Origin of the sequence: Pseudomonas cimarronensis (assembly GCF_049331905.1) — a bacterium.
Classification (GTDB): domain Bacteria; phylum Pseudomonadota; class Gammaproteobacteria; order Pseudomonadales; family Pseudomonadaceae; genus Aquipseudomonas.
This window is the reverse complement of the sequence record NZ_CP186283.1, coordinates 849,847-864,244: the sequence shown is the minus strand read 5'-3', so window position 1 is coordinate 864,244 and position 14,398 is coordinate 849,847. Positions and strand designations below refer to the sequence as shown.

The window sequence follows — 14,398 nt, the reverse complement described above, 5'->3', positions numbered from 1 at the left end:
ACTAGAATGCCCGCAAATAGCCTGGAACTGCCCTTTGAAGACTTTTGACCAACTTGGCGTCATCGGCCTGCGCGAATGGATCAACCTGCCGGAACTGGGCATGGTCGGCCTGCGCGCCAAGATCGATACCGGGGCCAGCACGTCCAGCCTGCACGCCAGCGATATCCAGCCGTTCGACCGCGATGGCCAGCCCTGGGTACGCTTCACCGCGCACCTCGGCACCCTGGTGCAACGCCGACATCGCTGCGAGGCACAGCTGGTGTCGGTAAAGACCATCAAAAGCTCCAACGGCCAGAGTCAGTCGCGCTACGTCATCCGCACCACCCTGACCCTGGGTGAGCGCGAATGGCCGGTGGAGTTCACCCTGACCTGCCGCAAGACCATGCGCTACCGCGTGCTGCTTGGCTCCAAAGCGCTGATTGCCGGGCAACTGCTGGTCAACCCGGCGCTGAGCTACGTACAAAACAAACCCACCCTTGCTGACCCTTCTGGTGCCCAATGAAGATCGCCGTGCTGTCGCGCAACCCGCGCCTGTATTCCACCCGCCGCCTGGTTGAAGCCGGACAGTTGCGCGGCCACGAGATGGTGGTGATCGATACCCTGCGCGCCTACATGAACATCGCCAGCCATAAGCCGCAGATCCATTACCGCGGTAAACCGCTGGAAGGCTTCGATGCGGTGATTCCGCGCATCGGTGCCTCAGTGACCTTCTACGGCTGCGCCGTACTGCGTCAGTTCGAGATGATGGGCGTTTTTCCGCTCAACGAGTCGGTGGCCATCGCCCGCTCACGGGACAAACTACGCTCGCTGCAACTGCTGTCGCGCCGCGGCGTCGGCCTGCCGGTCACCGGTTTTGCCCACTCGCCGGATGACATTGCCGACCTGATCCAGATGGTCAACGGCGCACCGCTGGTGATCAAAGTGCTGGAAGGCACCCAGGGCATCGGCGTGGTGCTGTGCGAAACCGCCACTGCCGCCGAGTCGGTGATCGAGGCCTTTATGGGCCTCAAGCAGGACATCATGGTGCAGGAATACATCAAGGAAGCCGGCGGCGCGGACATCCGCTGTTTCGTGGTCGGCGACAAGGTGATTGCAGCGATGAAACGTCAGGCCAAGCCCGGCGAATTTCGCTCCAACCTGCACCGTGGCGGCAGCGCCAGCCTGATCAAGATCACTCCGGAAGAACGCATGACTGCCATCCGCGCGGCCAAGGTGATGGGGCTGAGCGTGGCCGGGGTGGATATCCTGCGCTCCAACCACGGCCCACTGGTGATGGAGGTGAACTCATCGCCGGGCCTGGAAGGCATTGAAACCACCACCGGCAAGGACGTTGCCGGGATGATCATCCAGTACATCGAGAAGAACGGCGGCCCCCACCTGACGCGCACCAAGGGTAAGGGGTGAGCCGGATATAGGCGAAGCATGCTTCGCCCCGGCGAACGCACGGCCAAGGATGGCCGGGCCGGTATTGCAGATCACTACAGGACGCGGCAGGGATGCCGAAACGCATGCTCGAGCCTACAGCTGGCGCTGTTCCAACCAGGCCTGAAAATCCGCCTCCTTCAATGGTCGACTGAAATGGTAACCCTGCCCCAGCGAACAACCATGCTGACGCAGGCAGTCGAGTTGCCACTGGCTCTCGATACCTTCGGCCACGCATTCCAGACCCAGGTTGCGGGCGATCACCAGAATGGTCTGCACCAGCATCAGACCGCTGCCGTCTTCACCGTCCATGTCCCAGGTAAAGCTGCGGTCGATCTTCAAGCGATCCAGCGGCAGACGCTTGAGGTAGGTGAGTGAGGAGTAGCCGGTGCCGAAGTCGTCGATGGCGAAACGCACGCCGAGCGCCTTGAGCGCCTGCATATTGCTGATGCACTGTTCGACATCTTCCAGCAGCACGCCCTCGGTAATCTCCAACTCCAGCGCCGTGGCTGGCACCTGATGGCGCTGCAGGCACTCACTGATCCGCGTCACGCAGCTGCGCTGGCGCAATTCGCGTGGGCTGAGATTGACCGCCAGAACCAGCTGCGGCCACTGCGGTAGCCAGCGCGCGAGGGTCGCACAGGCCTGTTCCAGCACCCAGCCGCCCAGCTCTTCGATCAGCCCGGTTTCTTCGGCCAACGGGATAAAGTCCGCCGGCATGATTTCGCCACGCTCCGGGTGCACCCAGCGCAGCAGCACCTCGGCACCGGTCACTCGCTCGGTACTCAGGGCCAACTGTGGCTGGAACACCAGATAAAGCTGATTGCGCTGCACGGCCTGACGCAACTCGCTCTGCAGCTGCAGGCGCTGGTCGATAGCCGCCTGCATTTCCGGGGCGAAGAAGTGCAGCGCATTGCGCCCGCCCTGTTTGGCCCGGTACATCGCGGTATCTGCCTGCTTCAGTACATCGGAGGCCAGCTGGCTGCCAAACGGATGCAGGGCGATGCCGATACTGGCACTGATGGACAGCTCATGGCCGTCGATCCAGCAGGTGCCGACCAGGCTTTTCAGCAGTTTCTCGGCAGTGATCGCGGCGGACTCGGCGGCCAGCTGCGGGTTGCTGTCGAGCCCTTCGAGCAGCACCACAAATTCGTCGCCGCCCATCCGCGCCAGGGTGTCTTCGGCGCGCAGGCCGCTGGCCAGGCGCGCCGTGACTTCGCGCAAAAGTCCGTCGCCGACCAGGTGACCCAGGCTGTCGTTGACCGTTTTGAAGTGATCCAGATCGATAAACAGCAAGGCGCCCAGGGTGTTCTCGCGCAGCTCGCGGTCCATGGCATGTTGCAGGCGGTCGAGCAGCAGGCGCCGGTTGGGCAGCCCGGTGAGCTCATCACTGAAGGCCAGTCGCTCGATCTCACGCTGATAACGCTGCCGCTCGGAAATATCGGTGACGCTGCCGCGAATCAGCACCGGCTCGCCCGGCATGCGCACCAGACGCACTTCACAGGGAATCTGCCGGCCAGCGCTGTCACGGTGCAACCATTCGAAGACCGGCGCCTCGCCGGCCATCGCACGTTGCAAATAAACCCGGCCCAGCTCGGCCGTCAGTTGGCCGTCGGCCTGCTTGCCTGGGCTCAGTTCAAACACGCGCTTGCTGGCAATTTCTTCACGGCTATAGCGCAGCAGGCGCAAGGCATTCTCGTTGCACTCGACCAGCGTGCCGTGCAGGTCAAACAGCATGATCGCTTCCGGCGCGTTCTCGACGATGGTGCGGTAGCGCGCTTCGGCCTGCAGACGCTCGCTGATGTCTTCCACCAGCAACAGGAACATGCGCACCCGCCCGGTGCTGTGGCGCACGGCACGCAGGCTGACGCGGGTATGCACCAGGCTGCCGTCGGCGCGGCGAAAGCGCTTCTCCAGCTCGAAGCCTTCACGCTCACCGCTGAGCACCTGATCCAGCAGCGGCTGCTCGACCAGCAGATCGTCCTCCAGCGACAGGCTCTCCCAGCTGCTGGCCAACAGCTGCTCGCGGCTACAGTCGAGGATGCTGCAGAGCTTGTGGTTGACCTCCTCCCAGGCAAAACTCGGGCTGGTCAGGGCCATGCCGATCAGCGGGGCTTCGAAGAACAGCCGTAGACGTTCATCACGCTCGCGCAACTGCTGCTCGGCATATTTGCGCGCGCTGACATCCTGCAATGCGCCATACACCCGCACCAGTTCGCTGCCGTCGCGCTCGCTGATACCGCGGATACGCAACCAGCGTGTCTTGCCCTTGGCGGTAAGCAGGCGCACCTCGATGTCGAACTGCTCCTGACCATCGATCAATTGCTGCAGGGTCTGCTCGGCCTGTACCCGGCCGCTGGCATCCAGGTAACTCAGTGCTTCGTTGAGGTCGGGCGTGCCGTTTTTCGGGTCCAGTTCGTAGATGCGGAAGCAGCCAGCGCTCCAGTCCATGGTCTGCTGCGGCATATTCAGCACCCAGCCACCGAGGTTGGCGATGTGCTCGGTCTGACTGAACAGGTAACTCTGCTTGAGCAGTTCGTCACTCTGCAGGCGCACCTGGCTGGCCAGTTGTTCGCGAGCCGTCACATCACTCTGCAACGCAACATAATGGCTGATGCCCTGCTCGTCGCGCATCGGCGCCAGGGTCAGTTCGTTCCAGAACTGCTGGCCATCCTTGCGGTAACTGCGCAGAACCACATCGCAGGCCACGCCATCACGCACCGCCTGTTGCAAACGGCTGACCCCCTGTTGCTGATGATCATCACGCAGCAGAAAGTTCCAGTTGTTGCCCAGGGTTTCCGTACGGGTGTAGCCGGTGATCTGCTCGAAGGCCGGGTTGCAGTAGATCAGCGGCAAGGAGGGCTGACGCGCATCGGCGATGATCACCCCCAGCGGGCTAGCTTCCAGTGCCAGATTGGCCAGGGCCAGCTGTTGCTGCATCTGCGCACTGCGCGCCAGGGCCTGGCGCAAGTCACTGAGGCTGCGCCCCACCAGCAGGGCGGCGATCATGAACAGCAGCACGCTGAAATGCAGCTCCAGACGCTGCGGGTCGAGCCACGCGTTGGTATCGCCGAGGCCGCGCAACAGCGGCAGGATCAGCACCATCAGCACACTCAATATGGCCCCACATACGCCGCCGGCAAAGCCCCAGACCAGGGCCAGCCCCAGCATCATCACGCCCAGCAGCGGCAGGTTCAGGATCAATGGCAATACGCCGAGCAGCCAGGGCAAGCCCAGCAGCAAGAGCAGCAACAACGGCCAGGGCGGTAACTGCCGCAGCACCTGGGGCACCTGTTCACTGCCGGCAAGCGCGCGGCCACGTAGCCAGCCATGCCGCCGTAGCCAAGGGGTGAGGTATACCAGCAGCGGAATGGCCAGTGCCAGCGCGGTCAGGCTATCGGCCAGCCACAACGTCATGCTGCCGGACGGCAGCATCGACAGCGGAATATGCCCGGTCAGCCAGAGATTGCCCTGCACGCCAATCGACATGGGGATGGCCGGGAGCAACACGCCCAGCAGCATCAGGCGCAGCAGGTGGCCAAGATCAGGCAGCGCCGGGTCGAACGGGCGCAGCCGTAACAGCAGCCAAGCCAGGGTTACCCCGAGGGTTTCCGGGATGGCATAGAGCGGCGCCAAGCGCCAGTCCAGGTCCCACAGCGGCACACAAAGCAGCGCATTGAGGTACACCGCCAGCAACACCCGCGGCCCCCACCAGAGCACCAACACCAGGGCCAGGGCAAATGGCAGGTACCAGAGCGCCGCCCCGTCAGTGAATTGGGTCGCCAGGGAAAACCAGGTGGCAATATGGAGCAGTGGCAGCGGCAGCAACCAAGTCCATGCAGAAAGGCGGGCTGGAACGACAGGCATGCTGACCTCATGTCATGACGCTGATAGAGCATAGTTCAGCGCAACGATGACAGTATGCCAGCGCCCCTAGACGGCGTCGCGCGGCAACAGCAGGCCCAGCGGCAGGCATACCCGGGCTTCCAGGCCGCCGCCGGAGCGGTTGCGCAACTCGACACTGCCACCGTGCAGCGCCGCAATGCGCTTGACGATGGCCAGGCCCAGGCCCGCGCCCTGCCCACCGCGGGCACGATCGCCGCGAATAAAGGGATTGAAGATGCTGCCCAGCTCGGCCGGATCAATCCCCGTACCGCGATCCAGCACACTGAGCACCACGTAGGGCGCGCTGTGATCGCTCGACAGGGAAACCGCCACCTCGACGGCATTGCAGCCGTAGCGCAGGGCATTCTCGATCAGGTTGACCAGCAGGCGCTTGAGCGACACCCGGCGCAGGGGAAAGGCCGGCACGGGCTCCAGGCACAGACGCACCATTTCCTGCTTCTGGTTGTAGGGCGCCACCACCTCGCGGATCAGCTCCAGCAGGTCGAGCTGCTCCAGCGGCTCGTCACGGCCGTCGCGGATAAAGGCGAGGAACTGGTCGAGAATGGCATCCATGTCCTCGATATCGCGGACCATATCCTCGGTCAGCTCCGAATCGGTGTTGAGGAACTCCATGGACAGGCGCAGGCGGGTCAGCGGCGTACGCAGGTCATGCGACACCCCGGCCAGCATCAGCTCACGCTCACGGGCAGCCTGCTCAACATCCTCGGCCATCTGGTTGAAAGCGCGGTACACCTCGGTCATTTCGCTCGGTGTATCACCGACCGGCAGCCTTACGCTGCGGCCCTTGCCGAGTTGCCGCGCAGCAAACACCAGGCGTTTCAGCGGTGCATTGAGCTGCCGCACGAAAATCCACGCCGCCGCCGTCGATAACAGGCCAATGGCGAGGAACCAGCCGAGCACGCTCCAGATCCGCTGACCACGCAGCGGGTGCGGGTACAGCGGCACCCGCAGCCAGTCATTACCCAGGCTCGGTGCATGCACCCAAAGCGCCGGCGGGCTCTTGGCGCGCACCCGCACCTCGGTGTCCGGGCCCAGCTCGGTGCGCATCTGCCGCTCGAAAATCTCGCTGTAGGGCCAGTGCTGCTCGGTGGCCGGCACCTGCTCATGCGGCACACGGGTGAGCCCGGCGGCCTCGGCGATGGTCGCGCGGTCTTCCGGGTCCGCCGCCCAGTAGGCGCGCAGGGTCAGCGCCGCACCGTGGCTGTACTGCCGATCCACCAGCACGTCCTCGTTCATCATCAGATAAACCAGGGTCAGCGCCTTGGAGAACAGCACCACAATCAGCACCAGCCACAGCGTGCGGGCGAAAAAGCTTTGCGGGAACCAGAGAGGGGTTTTCATCACAACTCGATGTAGGTTGGGTTGAGGCGCGCAGCGACAAAGCCCAACACAAGGCTCGCGAACAGACCGTTGGGCTTCGCTGCGCTCAGCGCCAACCTACGAATCACTTATTGCCGTCCGGCACAAACACATACCCCACGCCCCAGACCGTCTGGATATAGCGTGGCTTGGACGGATCCGGCTCAATCAGCCGACGCAGGCGGGAAATCTGCACGTCGATGGAGCGCTCCAGGGCGTCCCACTCGCGGCCACGGGCCAGGTTCATCAGCTTGTCGCGGGTCAGCGGCTCACGGGCGTGCTGCACCAGCGCCTTGAGCACGGCGAACTCGCCGGTGGTGAGCATATGCACTTCCTCACCCTTCTTCAGTTCGCGGGTGGCCAGGGACAGCTCGTAGTCACCGAAACTCACGCTCTCGTCTTCGCTACCCGGCGCGCCCGGCACGACCGGCGCCTGACGGCGCAGCACGGCCTTGATCCGCGCCAGCAGCTCGCGCGGGTTGAACGGCTTGGCCAGGTAATCGTCAGCACCCAGCTCCAGGCCCTGGATCCGGCTGGCTTCGTCGCCCTTGGCGGTGAGCATGATGATCGGCACCTGATTGTTCGCCTCGCGCAGACGGCGGCAGGCGGACAAGCCGTCCTCACCCGGCAGCATCAGGTCAAGCACCACCAGGTTGAACAGCTCGCGGGCCAGCAGGCGATCCATCTGCTCGACGTTTTCCACCGCACGCACGCGGTAGCCCTGCTCGTCAAAGAAGCGCTCAAGCAGGCGACGCAGGCGCGCGTCGTCATCGACGATAAGGATTTTCTCGCCTTCAACGGGAAGTGCAGTGCTGCTCATTCAGGGCTCCTTGTCCAGGCATCCGCCGGGCGCGGACGCGCTGGCAGTGTGCAATAGCCGGCATTATGGCTCAGGAGCCATGGCCGACGGGTAAGCCATTGTTAGCAGATTTTTCCCGGACGGGTTCCCGGTGCGTTGCCGGGCAGTGTTTATAATGCGCGGCTTTCGTGCCTGGCCCGTGCTCTGCGTGGCCGGTTTTTCGTTTCCGTGTGGGTAGCTTTTCCTATGCTCAGCATCAACAACCGCATCGCCGAAGAACTGGGCGTACGCCCGCAACAGGTCGCCGCCGCCGTGGCGCTGCTCGACGAAGGCTCGACCGTGCCGTTTATCGCACGCTACCGTAAAGAGGTCACCGGCAGCCTCGACGACACCCAGCTGCGCACCCTGGAAGAGCGCCTGCGCTACCTGCGCGAACTGGACGAGCGTCGCGCCAGCATCCTCGCCAGCATCGAGGAGCAGGGCAAACTGACCCCCGAGCTGAGCCGCGAAATCAACCTGGCCGACACCAAGACGCGCCTGGAAGACCTCTACCTGCCGTTCAAACAGAAGCGCCGCACCAAGGGCCAAATCGCCCTGGAAGCCGGCCTCGGCGAACTGGCCGACGCACTGTTCAATGACCCGACACTGACGCCGGAAAGCGAAGCCGAGCGTTTTATCAACGCCGACAAGGGCTTTGCCGACATCAAGACCGTGCTCGAGGGCGCCAAGTACATCCTCATGGAGCGCTTCGCCGAAGACGCCAACCTGCTGGCCAGCCTGCGCAGCTTCCTCAAGGACAACGCCACCCTCAGCGCCCGTGTAGTCGCTGGCAAAGAGAACGAAGGGGCGAAGTTCCGCGATTACTTCGAGCACGACGAGAAGCTCAAGGGCGCCCCGTCGCACCGCGCCCTGGCGATTTTCCGTGGACGTAACGAGGGCATCCTCAGCGCCAGCCTGAAAGTAGGCGACGAGCTGCCCGGCACGATGCACCCGTGCGAAAGCATGATCGGCGAGCGCTTCGGCATCAGCGCCCGTGGCCGCGCCGCCGATAAATGGCTGGGTGAAGTGGTGCGCTGGACCTGGAAGGTCAAACTCTACACCCACCTGGAAACCGACCTGTTCGGCGAACTGCGCGAAACAGCGGAAGACGAAGCGATCAACGTGTTTGCGCGCAACCTGCACGACCTGCTGCTGGCCGCGCCGGCCGGCCCACGCGCCACCCTGGCACTCGACCCGGGCCTGCGCACCGGCTGCAAGGTGGCCGTGGTCGATGCCACCGGCAAGGTGCTGGAAACCGCCACCGTCTACCCACACGCGCCGCGCAACGACTGGGACGGCACCCTGGCAATCCTCGCCAAGCTCTGTGCCAAACACAGTGTCGACCTGATCTCCATCGGCAACGGCACCGCCAGCCGCGAGACCGACAAGCTGGCTGCCGACCTGATCAAGAAGCTGCCGGGGCTGAACCTGACCAAGGTCATGGTCAGTGAAGCCGGTGCCTCGGTGTACTCGGCTTCCGAGCTGGCCGCCAAGGAATTCCCCGATATGGACGTGTCGCTGCGCGGCGCGGTGTCCATCGCCCGCCGCCTGCAAGATCCGCTGGCCGAACTGGTGAAGATCGACCCGAAATCCATCGGCGTCGGCCAGTACCAGCACGACGTGTCGCAGCTCAAGCTGGCGCGCTCGCTGGATGCGGTGGTCGAGGACTGCGTAAACGCCGTCGGCGTGGATGTGAACACCGCTTCCGCCGCCCTACTCGCGCGCATCTCCGGGCTGAATGCGACCCTGGCGCAGAATATCGTCGCCTTCCGCGACGCCAACGGCGCGTTCAACAGCCGCGCCGACCTGCTCAAGGTGCCGCGCCTGGGCGACAAGACTTTCGAACAGGCCGCCGGCTTCCTGCGCGTGATGAACGGCAGCAACCCGCTGGACGCTTCCGCCGTGCACCCGGAAACCTACCCGCTGGTACAGCGCATCGCTGCCGACACCGGCCGCGATATCCGCTCGCTGATCGGTGACTCGAGCTTTCTCAAGCGCCTCGATCCGAAGCAGTTCACCGATGACAAGTTCGGCTTGGTGACCATCGGCGATATCTTGAGTGAGCTGGAAAAGCCCGGCCGCGACCCGCGCCCGGAGTTCAAGACTGCCGAATTCCAGGAAGGCGTGGAAACCCTCAACGACCTCAAACTGGGGATGATGCTCGAAGGCGTGGTGACCAACGTGACCAACTTCGGCGCCTTCGTCGATATCGGCGTGCACCAGGACGGTCTGGTGCATATCTCGGCGCTGTCGGAGAAGTTCATCAAAGACCCGCACGAAGCGGTCAAGGCCGGCGACGTGGTCAAGGTCAAGGTCATGGAGGTGGACATCCCGCGCAACCGCATCGCCCTGTCGATGCGCATGGGCGACACCCCCGGCGAGAAGATCGAGGGCCCGCGTGGCGGTCAATCCCGAGGTGGCAAACCCGCCGGTAATGCGCCGCGCAGCGAACGCCATTCCAGCCAGGACAAGCCCGCACCGGCCAGCGGCGGCATGGCGGCGCTGTTTGCCAATGCCAAGCAACTGAAGAAATAAGCCAACGCCCACGGACATAAGCCCTATGTCCGTGGGCAACGCGCCCGCCCTGCCGCGTCGCCCTGACGCAAAAGCACAGCGCCCAGCTATAACCTTCTTCACCCGCGCCGGGTTATAAAGCGCTATCAACCGCGCCCGACTGAAGCCGGTTTTCTCGCCCCCTTGTAGAGCACTGCAGTCGTCCCCATATTGAGGCGACCGATGCGTGAAGGAATGCAATCTTGAGCGACCTGTTAACCCGCCGCCTGGCCCAGCTTGGCGAGCGCGCCAACCTCTCCCTGCTTTCCCAATGCCTGCACGGTATCGAGCGCGAATGCCTGCGCGTGAACGGCAACGGCCAGCTGGCCCTGACCCCGCACCCGGCCGCACTCGGTTCGGCACTGACCCACGCGCAGATCACCACCGACTACTCCGAATCGCTGCTGGAATTTATCACTCCGGCCGAGGCTGACCCGGCAGCGACCCTGGCTGACCTGGAACAGATCCACCGCTTCGCCTACAGCAAGCTGGACGGCGAATACCTGTGGAGCCCGTCGATGCCTTGCGCCCTGCCGGACGAAGAGACGATCCCGATCGCCCGCTACGGCAGCTCGCATATCGGCGAACTCAAGTACGTCTACCGCAAGGGCCTGGCCCTGCGTTACGGCAAAACCATGCAGTGCATCGCTGGCATCCACTACAACTTCTCCCTGCCGGAAGCCCTGTGGCAGCTGCAGCAGCAGGCCGAAGGCGATACCCGCAGCGCGCGCGATTACCAGTCGGCGCGCTATATCGCGCTGATCCGCAACTTCCGCCGCTACAGCTGGCTGCTGATGTACCTGTTCGGGGCCTCGCCGGCGCTGCACAAGGGCTTTATGCGCGGCCGCCCGCATCAGTTGCAGGAACTGGACGCAGAAACCCTCTACCTGCCCTATGCCACCAGCCTGCGCATGAGTGATCTGGGCTATCAGAGCAGCGCCCAGTCCGGCCTGACGCCCTGCTACAACGACCTGACCAGCTACACCGACAGCCTGCGCCAGGCGGTTGGCACGCCCTACCCGCCCTATGTGGATATCGGCGCGAAGAAGGATGGCGAGTGGCTGCAACTCAATACCAACATCCTGCAGATCGAGAACGAGTACTACTCCAACATCCGCCCGAAACGCGTGACCTACAGCGGCGAACGGCCGATCCAGGCGCTGATGGCCCGTGGCGTGCAGTACGTTGAAGTGCGCTGCCTGGACATCAACCCATTCCTGCCGCTGGGTATCGACCTCACCGAATCGCGCTTCCTCGACGCCTTCCTGCTGTTCTGCGCACTGGCCGACAGCCCGCTGCTGGAAAGCGGCGAATGCCATGCCTGCACCGACAACTTCCTGAGCGTGGTCAAGGAAGGCCGCCGGCCGGGCCTGCAACTGCAACGCAATGGCCAGCCGGTGGTGCTGCAAGCCTGGGCCAGCGAGCTGCTGGAACAGATCATGCCGCTGGCTGAGCTGCTCGACCAAAGCCAGGGCGGTGAAGCCCATCGCCAGGCCTTGCAGGCGCAACAGGCCAAGGTCGCCGATCCCAGCCTGACACCTTCGGCCCAGGTGCTGGCACAACTGCAGCAAGGCCTGAGCTTTACCGAGTTCGCTCTGCGCCAGAGCAAGCAGCACGCCGAATACTTCCGCAGCCAACCACTGAGCGCCGAGCAGCAGGCAGCCTTCGAGGCCAGCGCCGCCCAGTCGCTACAGGAGCAGGCAGAGCTGGAAGCCCACGAGGAGGGTGATTTCGACAGCTTTGCGGCGGCCTATCAGGCCAGCATTCTGGCGCTGGCCGTGTAAGCGCCGGCGCGCCCGGCAGGCCGGTGCGAGCCAGGCCGGCGTTTCGCCAACTGCATCACATAACCCGCCAGTGGTGGCAAAAGCGGGATCAGCGGCGCAGCCCTGGCCAGGCGATGCAGCTAGCATTGCAGGGGTAAATCTACTGCGAGCTGCCGCTATGGCCTGCGCCGACTTCACCAAGGAAGATGACCAGCACTGGAGCCTGGAAAGCCTCAACAAGGCTTACCAGCAGGGCTACATGGCCGGCTTGACTGGGCAAACCAATATCCCCCGCGCCCTGGCCGCCGACGTGTTGATCGCCGCCTGGGAAGCCGGCTGGGACGACGGCCACGAGCAGTTCGAACTGCACAAGCGCCACAGCGCCTGAGCCTTATCCAGAACTGAACACAAACAACGGGATTGACGCGGTACGCGCCAATCCCGTTGCTGTTTTAGCCGCGCGACAACGGCGGTGTACGCGGCGGCACCAGGCGTTTCGAACCGGTGGATTCGAATGCAGCGGCAAAGCGCAGCAATGCCGAATCATCGTAGGCGCGACCGGCAAAGGTCAGCCCCACGGGCATGCCGATATCCGCCATCACGCCCATGGGCACCGTGACCGTGGGCACACCGAGGTGACGAATGGCCAGGTTGCCGTTGGCAACCCACACCCCGTTACTCCAGGCAATATCGGCCGAAAGCGGATTGATATGGGCATCCGCCGGGCCAACGTCAGCCACTGTGGGGAACAGCACGGCGTCGAGGCCGAGGCTGTCCATCCAGTCTTCCAGATCGATCTTGCGGGTGTGCTCCAGGCCGCGCAGGCCGTCGGCCAGGGTCTCGATCTGATCCCAGTTTTTCAGGCCGCGCTTGGCCATATTGACGTATTCGTCCATGCCGGCGGCCAGGTCGCCCTCGCGGTTGGGCAGGGTGCCGGGGTCGTGAGGGAAAATCTGCGGGCCGTCGACATCCGCCAGCCTGTTCAACTTGGGGTCGCCGTTGGCGCGCAGAAAGTCGTCAAAGGCCCAGCCACTCAGTTCCCACAGCTCGTCATGCAGGAACTCCGGGGTGACGATGCCACGGTTGTACACGGTCGGCGCGCCAGGGCGGTCGCCTTCGCAGTTGGACACCAGCGGGAAGTCGACTTCGACCACTTCGGCGCCAGCAGCTTCCAGCGCCTTGCGCGCGGCTTCCCACAGGTCGATCACCGAAGCACGGGTGTGGATGCACTGGCCAGTTGGGCCGCCAATGCCTGGATTTTCGCTGGTGCCAGCGGCGTCATCCTTGTTGATAAACATACGCGGTACGCCAAAGCGTTTGCCGGCCAGGGCATCGGCCTTGGCCGCTAGATCGGCATAGGCCGCAGGGCGTACGTCGGAGGCTTTCGGGATCGGCACCCAAGGCTGCAAACGCCAGAGATCGCCACGGGTTTCCGGGTCGTCGGCGACCACGATGTCGAGCACTTCAAGCAGATCGCTCATGGTTCGCGCGTAGGGCACCACCACGTCCATGGTTGGCGTCAGCGGCCAGTTGCCGCGGACCGAAATCACCCCGCGCGACGGCGTGTAGGCGCACAAACCATTATTCGACGCAGGACCCCGACCACTGGACCAGGTTTCTTCGGCCAGACCAAACGCCGCAAAGCTGGCGGCAGTGGCGGTGCCAGCGCCGTTGGATGAGCCGGAAGCGAACGGTGCGGTGAGGTAGTCGGCGTTGTACGGACTTTCCGCGCGGCCATAAACACCACGCTGCATGCCACCGTTGGCCATGGGCGGCATATTGGTTTTACCCAGGCAAATGGCCCCGGCGGCGCGCAGCCGCTCGACGGTAAAGGCATCGCGATAAGCAACCAGATCCTTGAACGCCGGGCTACCGGACGCGGCAGTGAGGCCTTTGACCAGGTAACTGTCCTTGGCGGTGTAGGGGATGCCGTCCAGCGGACCGAGTGACTCGCCACGGGCGCGACGGGCATCAGCGGCCTGGGCTTCCTTGAGCGCATCGGGATTACGCACCACCACGGCGTTGAGGTGAGTCGGCGTGCCGGCAACGTCATAAGCGTCGATGCGTGCGTAATACGCCTGCACCAGCTCAACCGCCGTGGTCTGGCCGGCTTCGAGCGCAGCACGCAACTCGGCAATGGAAACCTCGGTTACCTCGATCATATTGTCACCACTGGCTGACGCTGAGTTATGCAGTGCGCACACTGCAGCTTGAAGTTAGGGCTGACCACCAATACGGCTCGCATATCGTTCCTCGTTTTACGGCATGACGCAGCAAAGGCTGAACAGTGAATCCGGAAACAAACGCGCGTTTGCATTTGCCAGCCCATGCAAAAAGCATGAGTGCTATCGGATTTTTATTCGATATTAATCGATAAAAAAGCCTTTAATAAAGATTAATACGCTTTAAAAGCCGATTTTTATCGGATATAAATAGCCTATCCACTGCGGCATACCCGCATGCAATGCTAGCGCGACAACGCTCTGCTAGTGTCAGGTGACTCTAGCCTGATCCCGCAGCCCGCTAGCAGCCCATGCCGTGCATCGTCCGCCCACTT

The 14,398-nt window shown here is 63.5% G+C and carries 9 protein-coding genes; 5 read left to right on the top strand and 4 right to left on the bottom strand.

Annotation, left to right across the window (positions count from 1 at the left end):
• Positions 1-67 precede the first annotated feature (67 nt).
• Positions 68-502 carry an ATP-dependent zinc protease gene (locus ACOCLD_RS04105; protein ID WP_257777425.1) on the top strand — a complete coding sequence of 145 codons (435 nt, stop codon included), beginning with the start codon at positions 68-70 and terminating at the stop codon, positions 500-502.
• Positions 499-1,404 (top strand): 30S ribosomal protein S6--L-glutamate ligase, encoded by a 906-nt coding sequence (gene rimK / locus ACOCLD_RS04100; protein WP_108489616.1) that lies wholly within the window; start codon positions 499-501, stop codon positions 1,402-1,404. Before ACOCLD_RS04105 ends, rimK begins: the two co-directional genes overlap by 4 nt.
• Before the next feature lie 114 nt (positions 1,405-1,518).
• Here rimK and ACOCLD_RS04095 read toward each other — a convergent pair whose 3' ends face one another.
• From ACOCLD_RS04095 to ompR, 3 genes are all read right to left on the bottom strand, one after another.
• The gene (locus tag ACOCLD_RS04095; protein ID WP_422910946.1) at positions 1,519-5,289 is read right to left on the bottom strand and encodes an EAL domain-containing protein; all 3,771 of its coding nucleotides are present in this window, start codon (positions 5,287-5,289) and stop codon (positions 1,519-1,521) included.
• Positions 5,290-5,355: 66 nt separating this feature from the next.
• Positions 5,356-6,669: an ATP-binding protein gene (locus ACOCLD_RS04090; protein WP_257776658.1), complete on the bottom strand. Its 1,314-nt coding sequence runs from the start codon at positions 6,667-6,669 to the stop codon at positions 5,356-5,358.
• Positions 6,670-6,772: 103 nt separating this feature from the next.
• The gene (gene ompR, locus ACOCLD_RS04085) at positions 6,773-7,507 is read right to left on the bottom strand and encodes a two-component system response regulator OmpR (protein WP_233683281.1); all 735 of its coding nucleotides are present in this window, start codon (positions 7,505-7,507) and stop codon (positions 6,773-6,775) included.
• Positions 7,508-7,732: 225 nt separating this feature from the next.
• Here ompR and ACOCLD_RS04080 point away from each other — a divergent pair, with 225 nt between their 5' ends.
• From ACOCLD_RS04080 to rmf, 3 genes are all read left to right on the top strand, one after another.
• Positions 7,733-10,060, top strand: coding sequence for a Tex family protein (locus ACOCLD_RS04080; protein ID WP_422910945.1), 2,328 nt, complete (start codon positions 7,733-7,735; stop codon positions 10,058-10,060).
• Positions 10,061-10,281: 221 nt separating this feature from the next.
• Positions 10,282-11,862, top strand: a complete 1,581-nt coding sequence (gshA, locus tag ACOCLD_RS04075; RefSeq protein WP_422910944.1) for a glutamate--cysteine ligase — start codon at positions 10,282-10,284, stop codon at positions 11,860-11,862.
• Between the two features lie 157 nt (positions 11,863-12,019).
• Positions 12,020-12,229: a ribosome modulation factor gene (gene rmf, locus ACOCLD_RS04070; RefSeq protein WP_257776654.1), complete on the top strand. Its 210-nt coding sequence runs from the start codon at positions 12,020-12,022 to the stop codon at positions 12,227-12,229.
• A 64-nt stretch (positions 12,230-12,293) separates the two neighbouring features.
• Here rmf and ACOCLD_RS04065 read toward each other — a convergent pair whose 3' ends face one another.
• Positions 12,294-14,003: an amidase gene (locus ACOCLD_RS04065; protein ID WP_422910943.1), complete on the bottom strand. Its 1,710-nt coding sequence runs from the start codon at positions 14,001-14,003 to the stop codon at positions 12,294-12,296.
• Positions 14,004-14,398: the final 395 nt, after the last annotated feature.

Bases quoted from the DNA above. Each gene is read 5' to 3' on its own strand.
- rimK (WP_108489616.1), top strand. From the start codon at position 499: ATGAAGATCGCCGTGCTGTCGCGCAACCCGCGCCTGTATTCCACCCGC.
- ACOCLD_RS04095 (WP_422910946.1), bottom strand. From the start codon at position 5,289: ATGCCTGTCGTTCCAGCCCGCCTTTCTGCATGGACTTGGTTGCTGCCG.
- ACOCLD_RS04090 (WP_257776658.1), bottom strand. From the start codon at position 6,669: ATGAAAACCCCTCTCTGGTTCCCGCAAAGCTTTTTCGCCCGCACGCTG.
- ompR (WP_233683281.1), bottom strand. From the start codon at position 7,507: ATGAGCAGCACTGCACTTCCCGTTGAAGGCGAGAAAATCCTTATCGTC.
- ACOCLD_RS04080 (WP_422910945.1), top strand. From the start codon at position 7,733: ATGCTCAGCATCAACAACCGCATCGCCGAAGAACTGGGCGTACGCCCG.
- rmf (WP_257776654.1), top strand. From the start codon at position 12,020: ATGGCCTGCGCCGACTTCACCAAGGAAGATGACCAGCACTGGAGCCTG.
- ACOCLD_RS04065 (WP_422910943.1), bottom strand. From the start codon at position 14,003: ATGATCGAGGTAACCGAGGTTTCCATTGCCGAGTTGCGTGCTGCGCTC.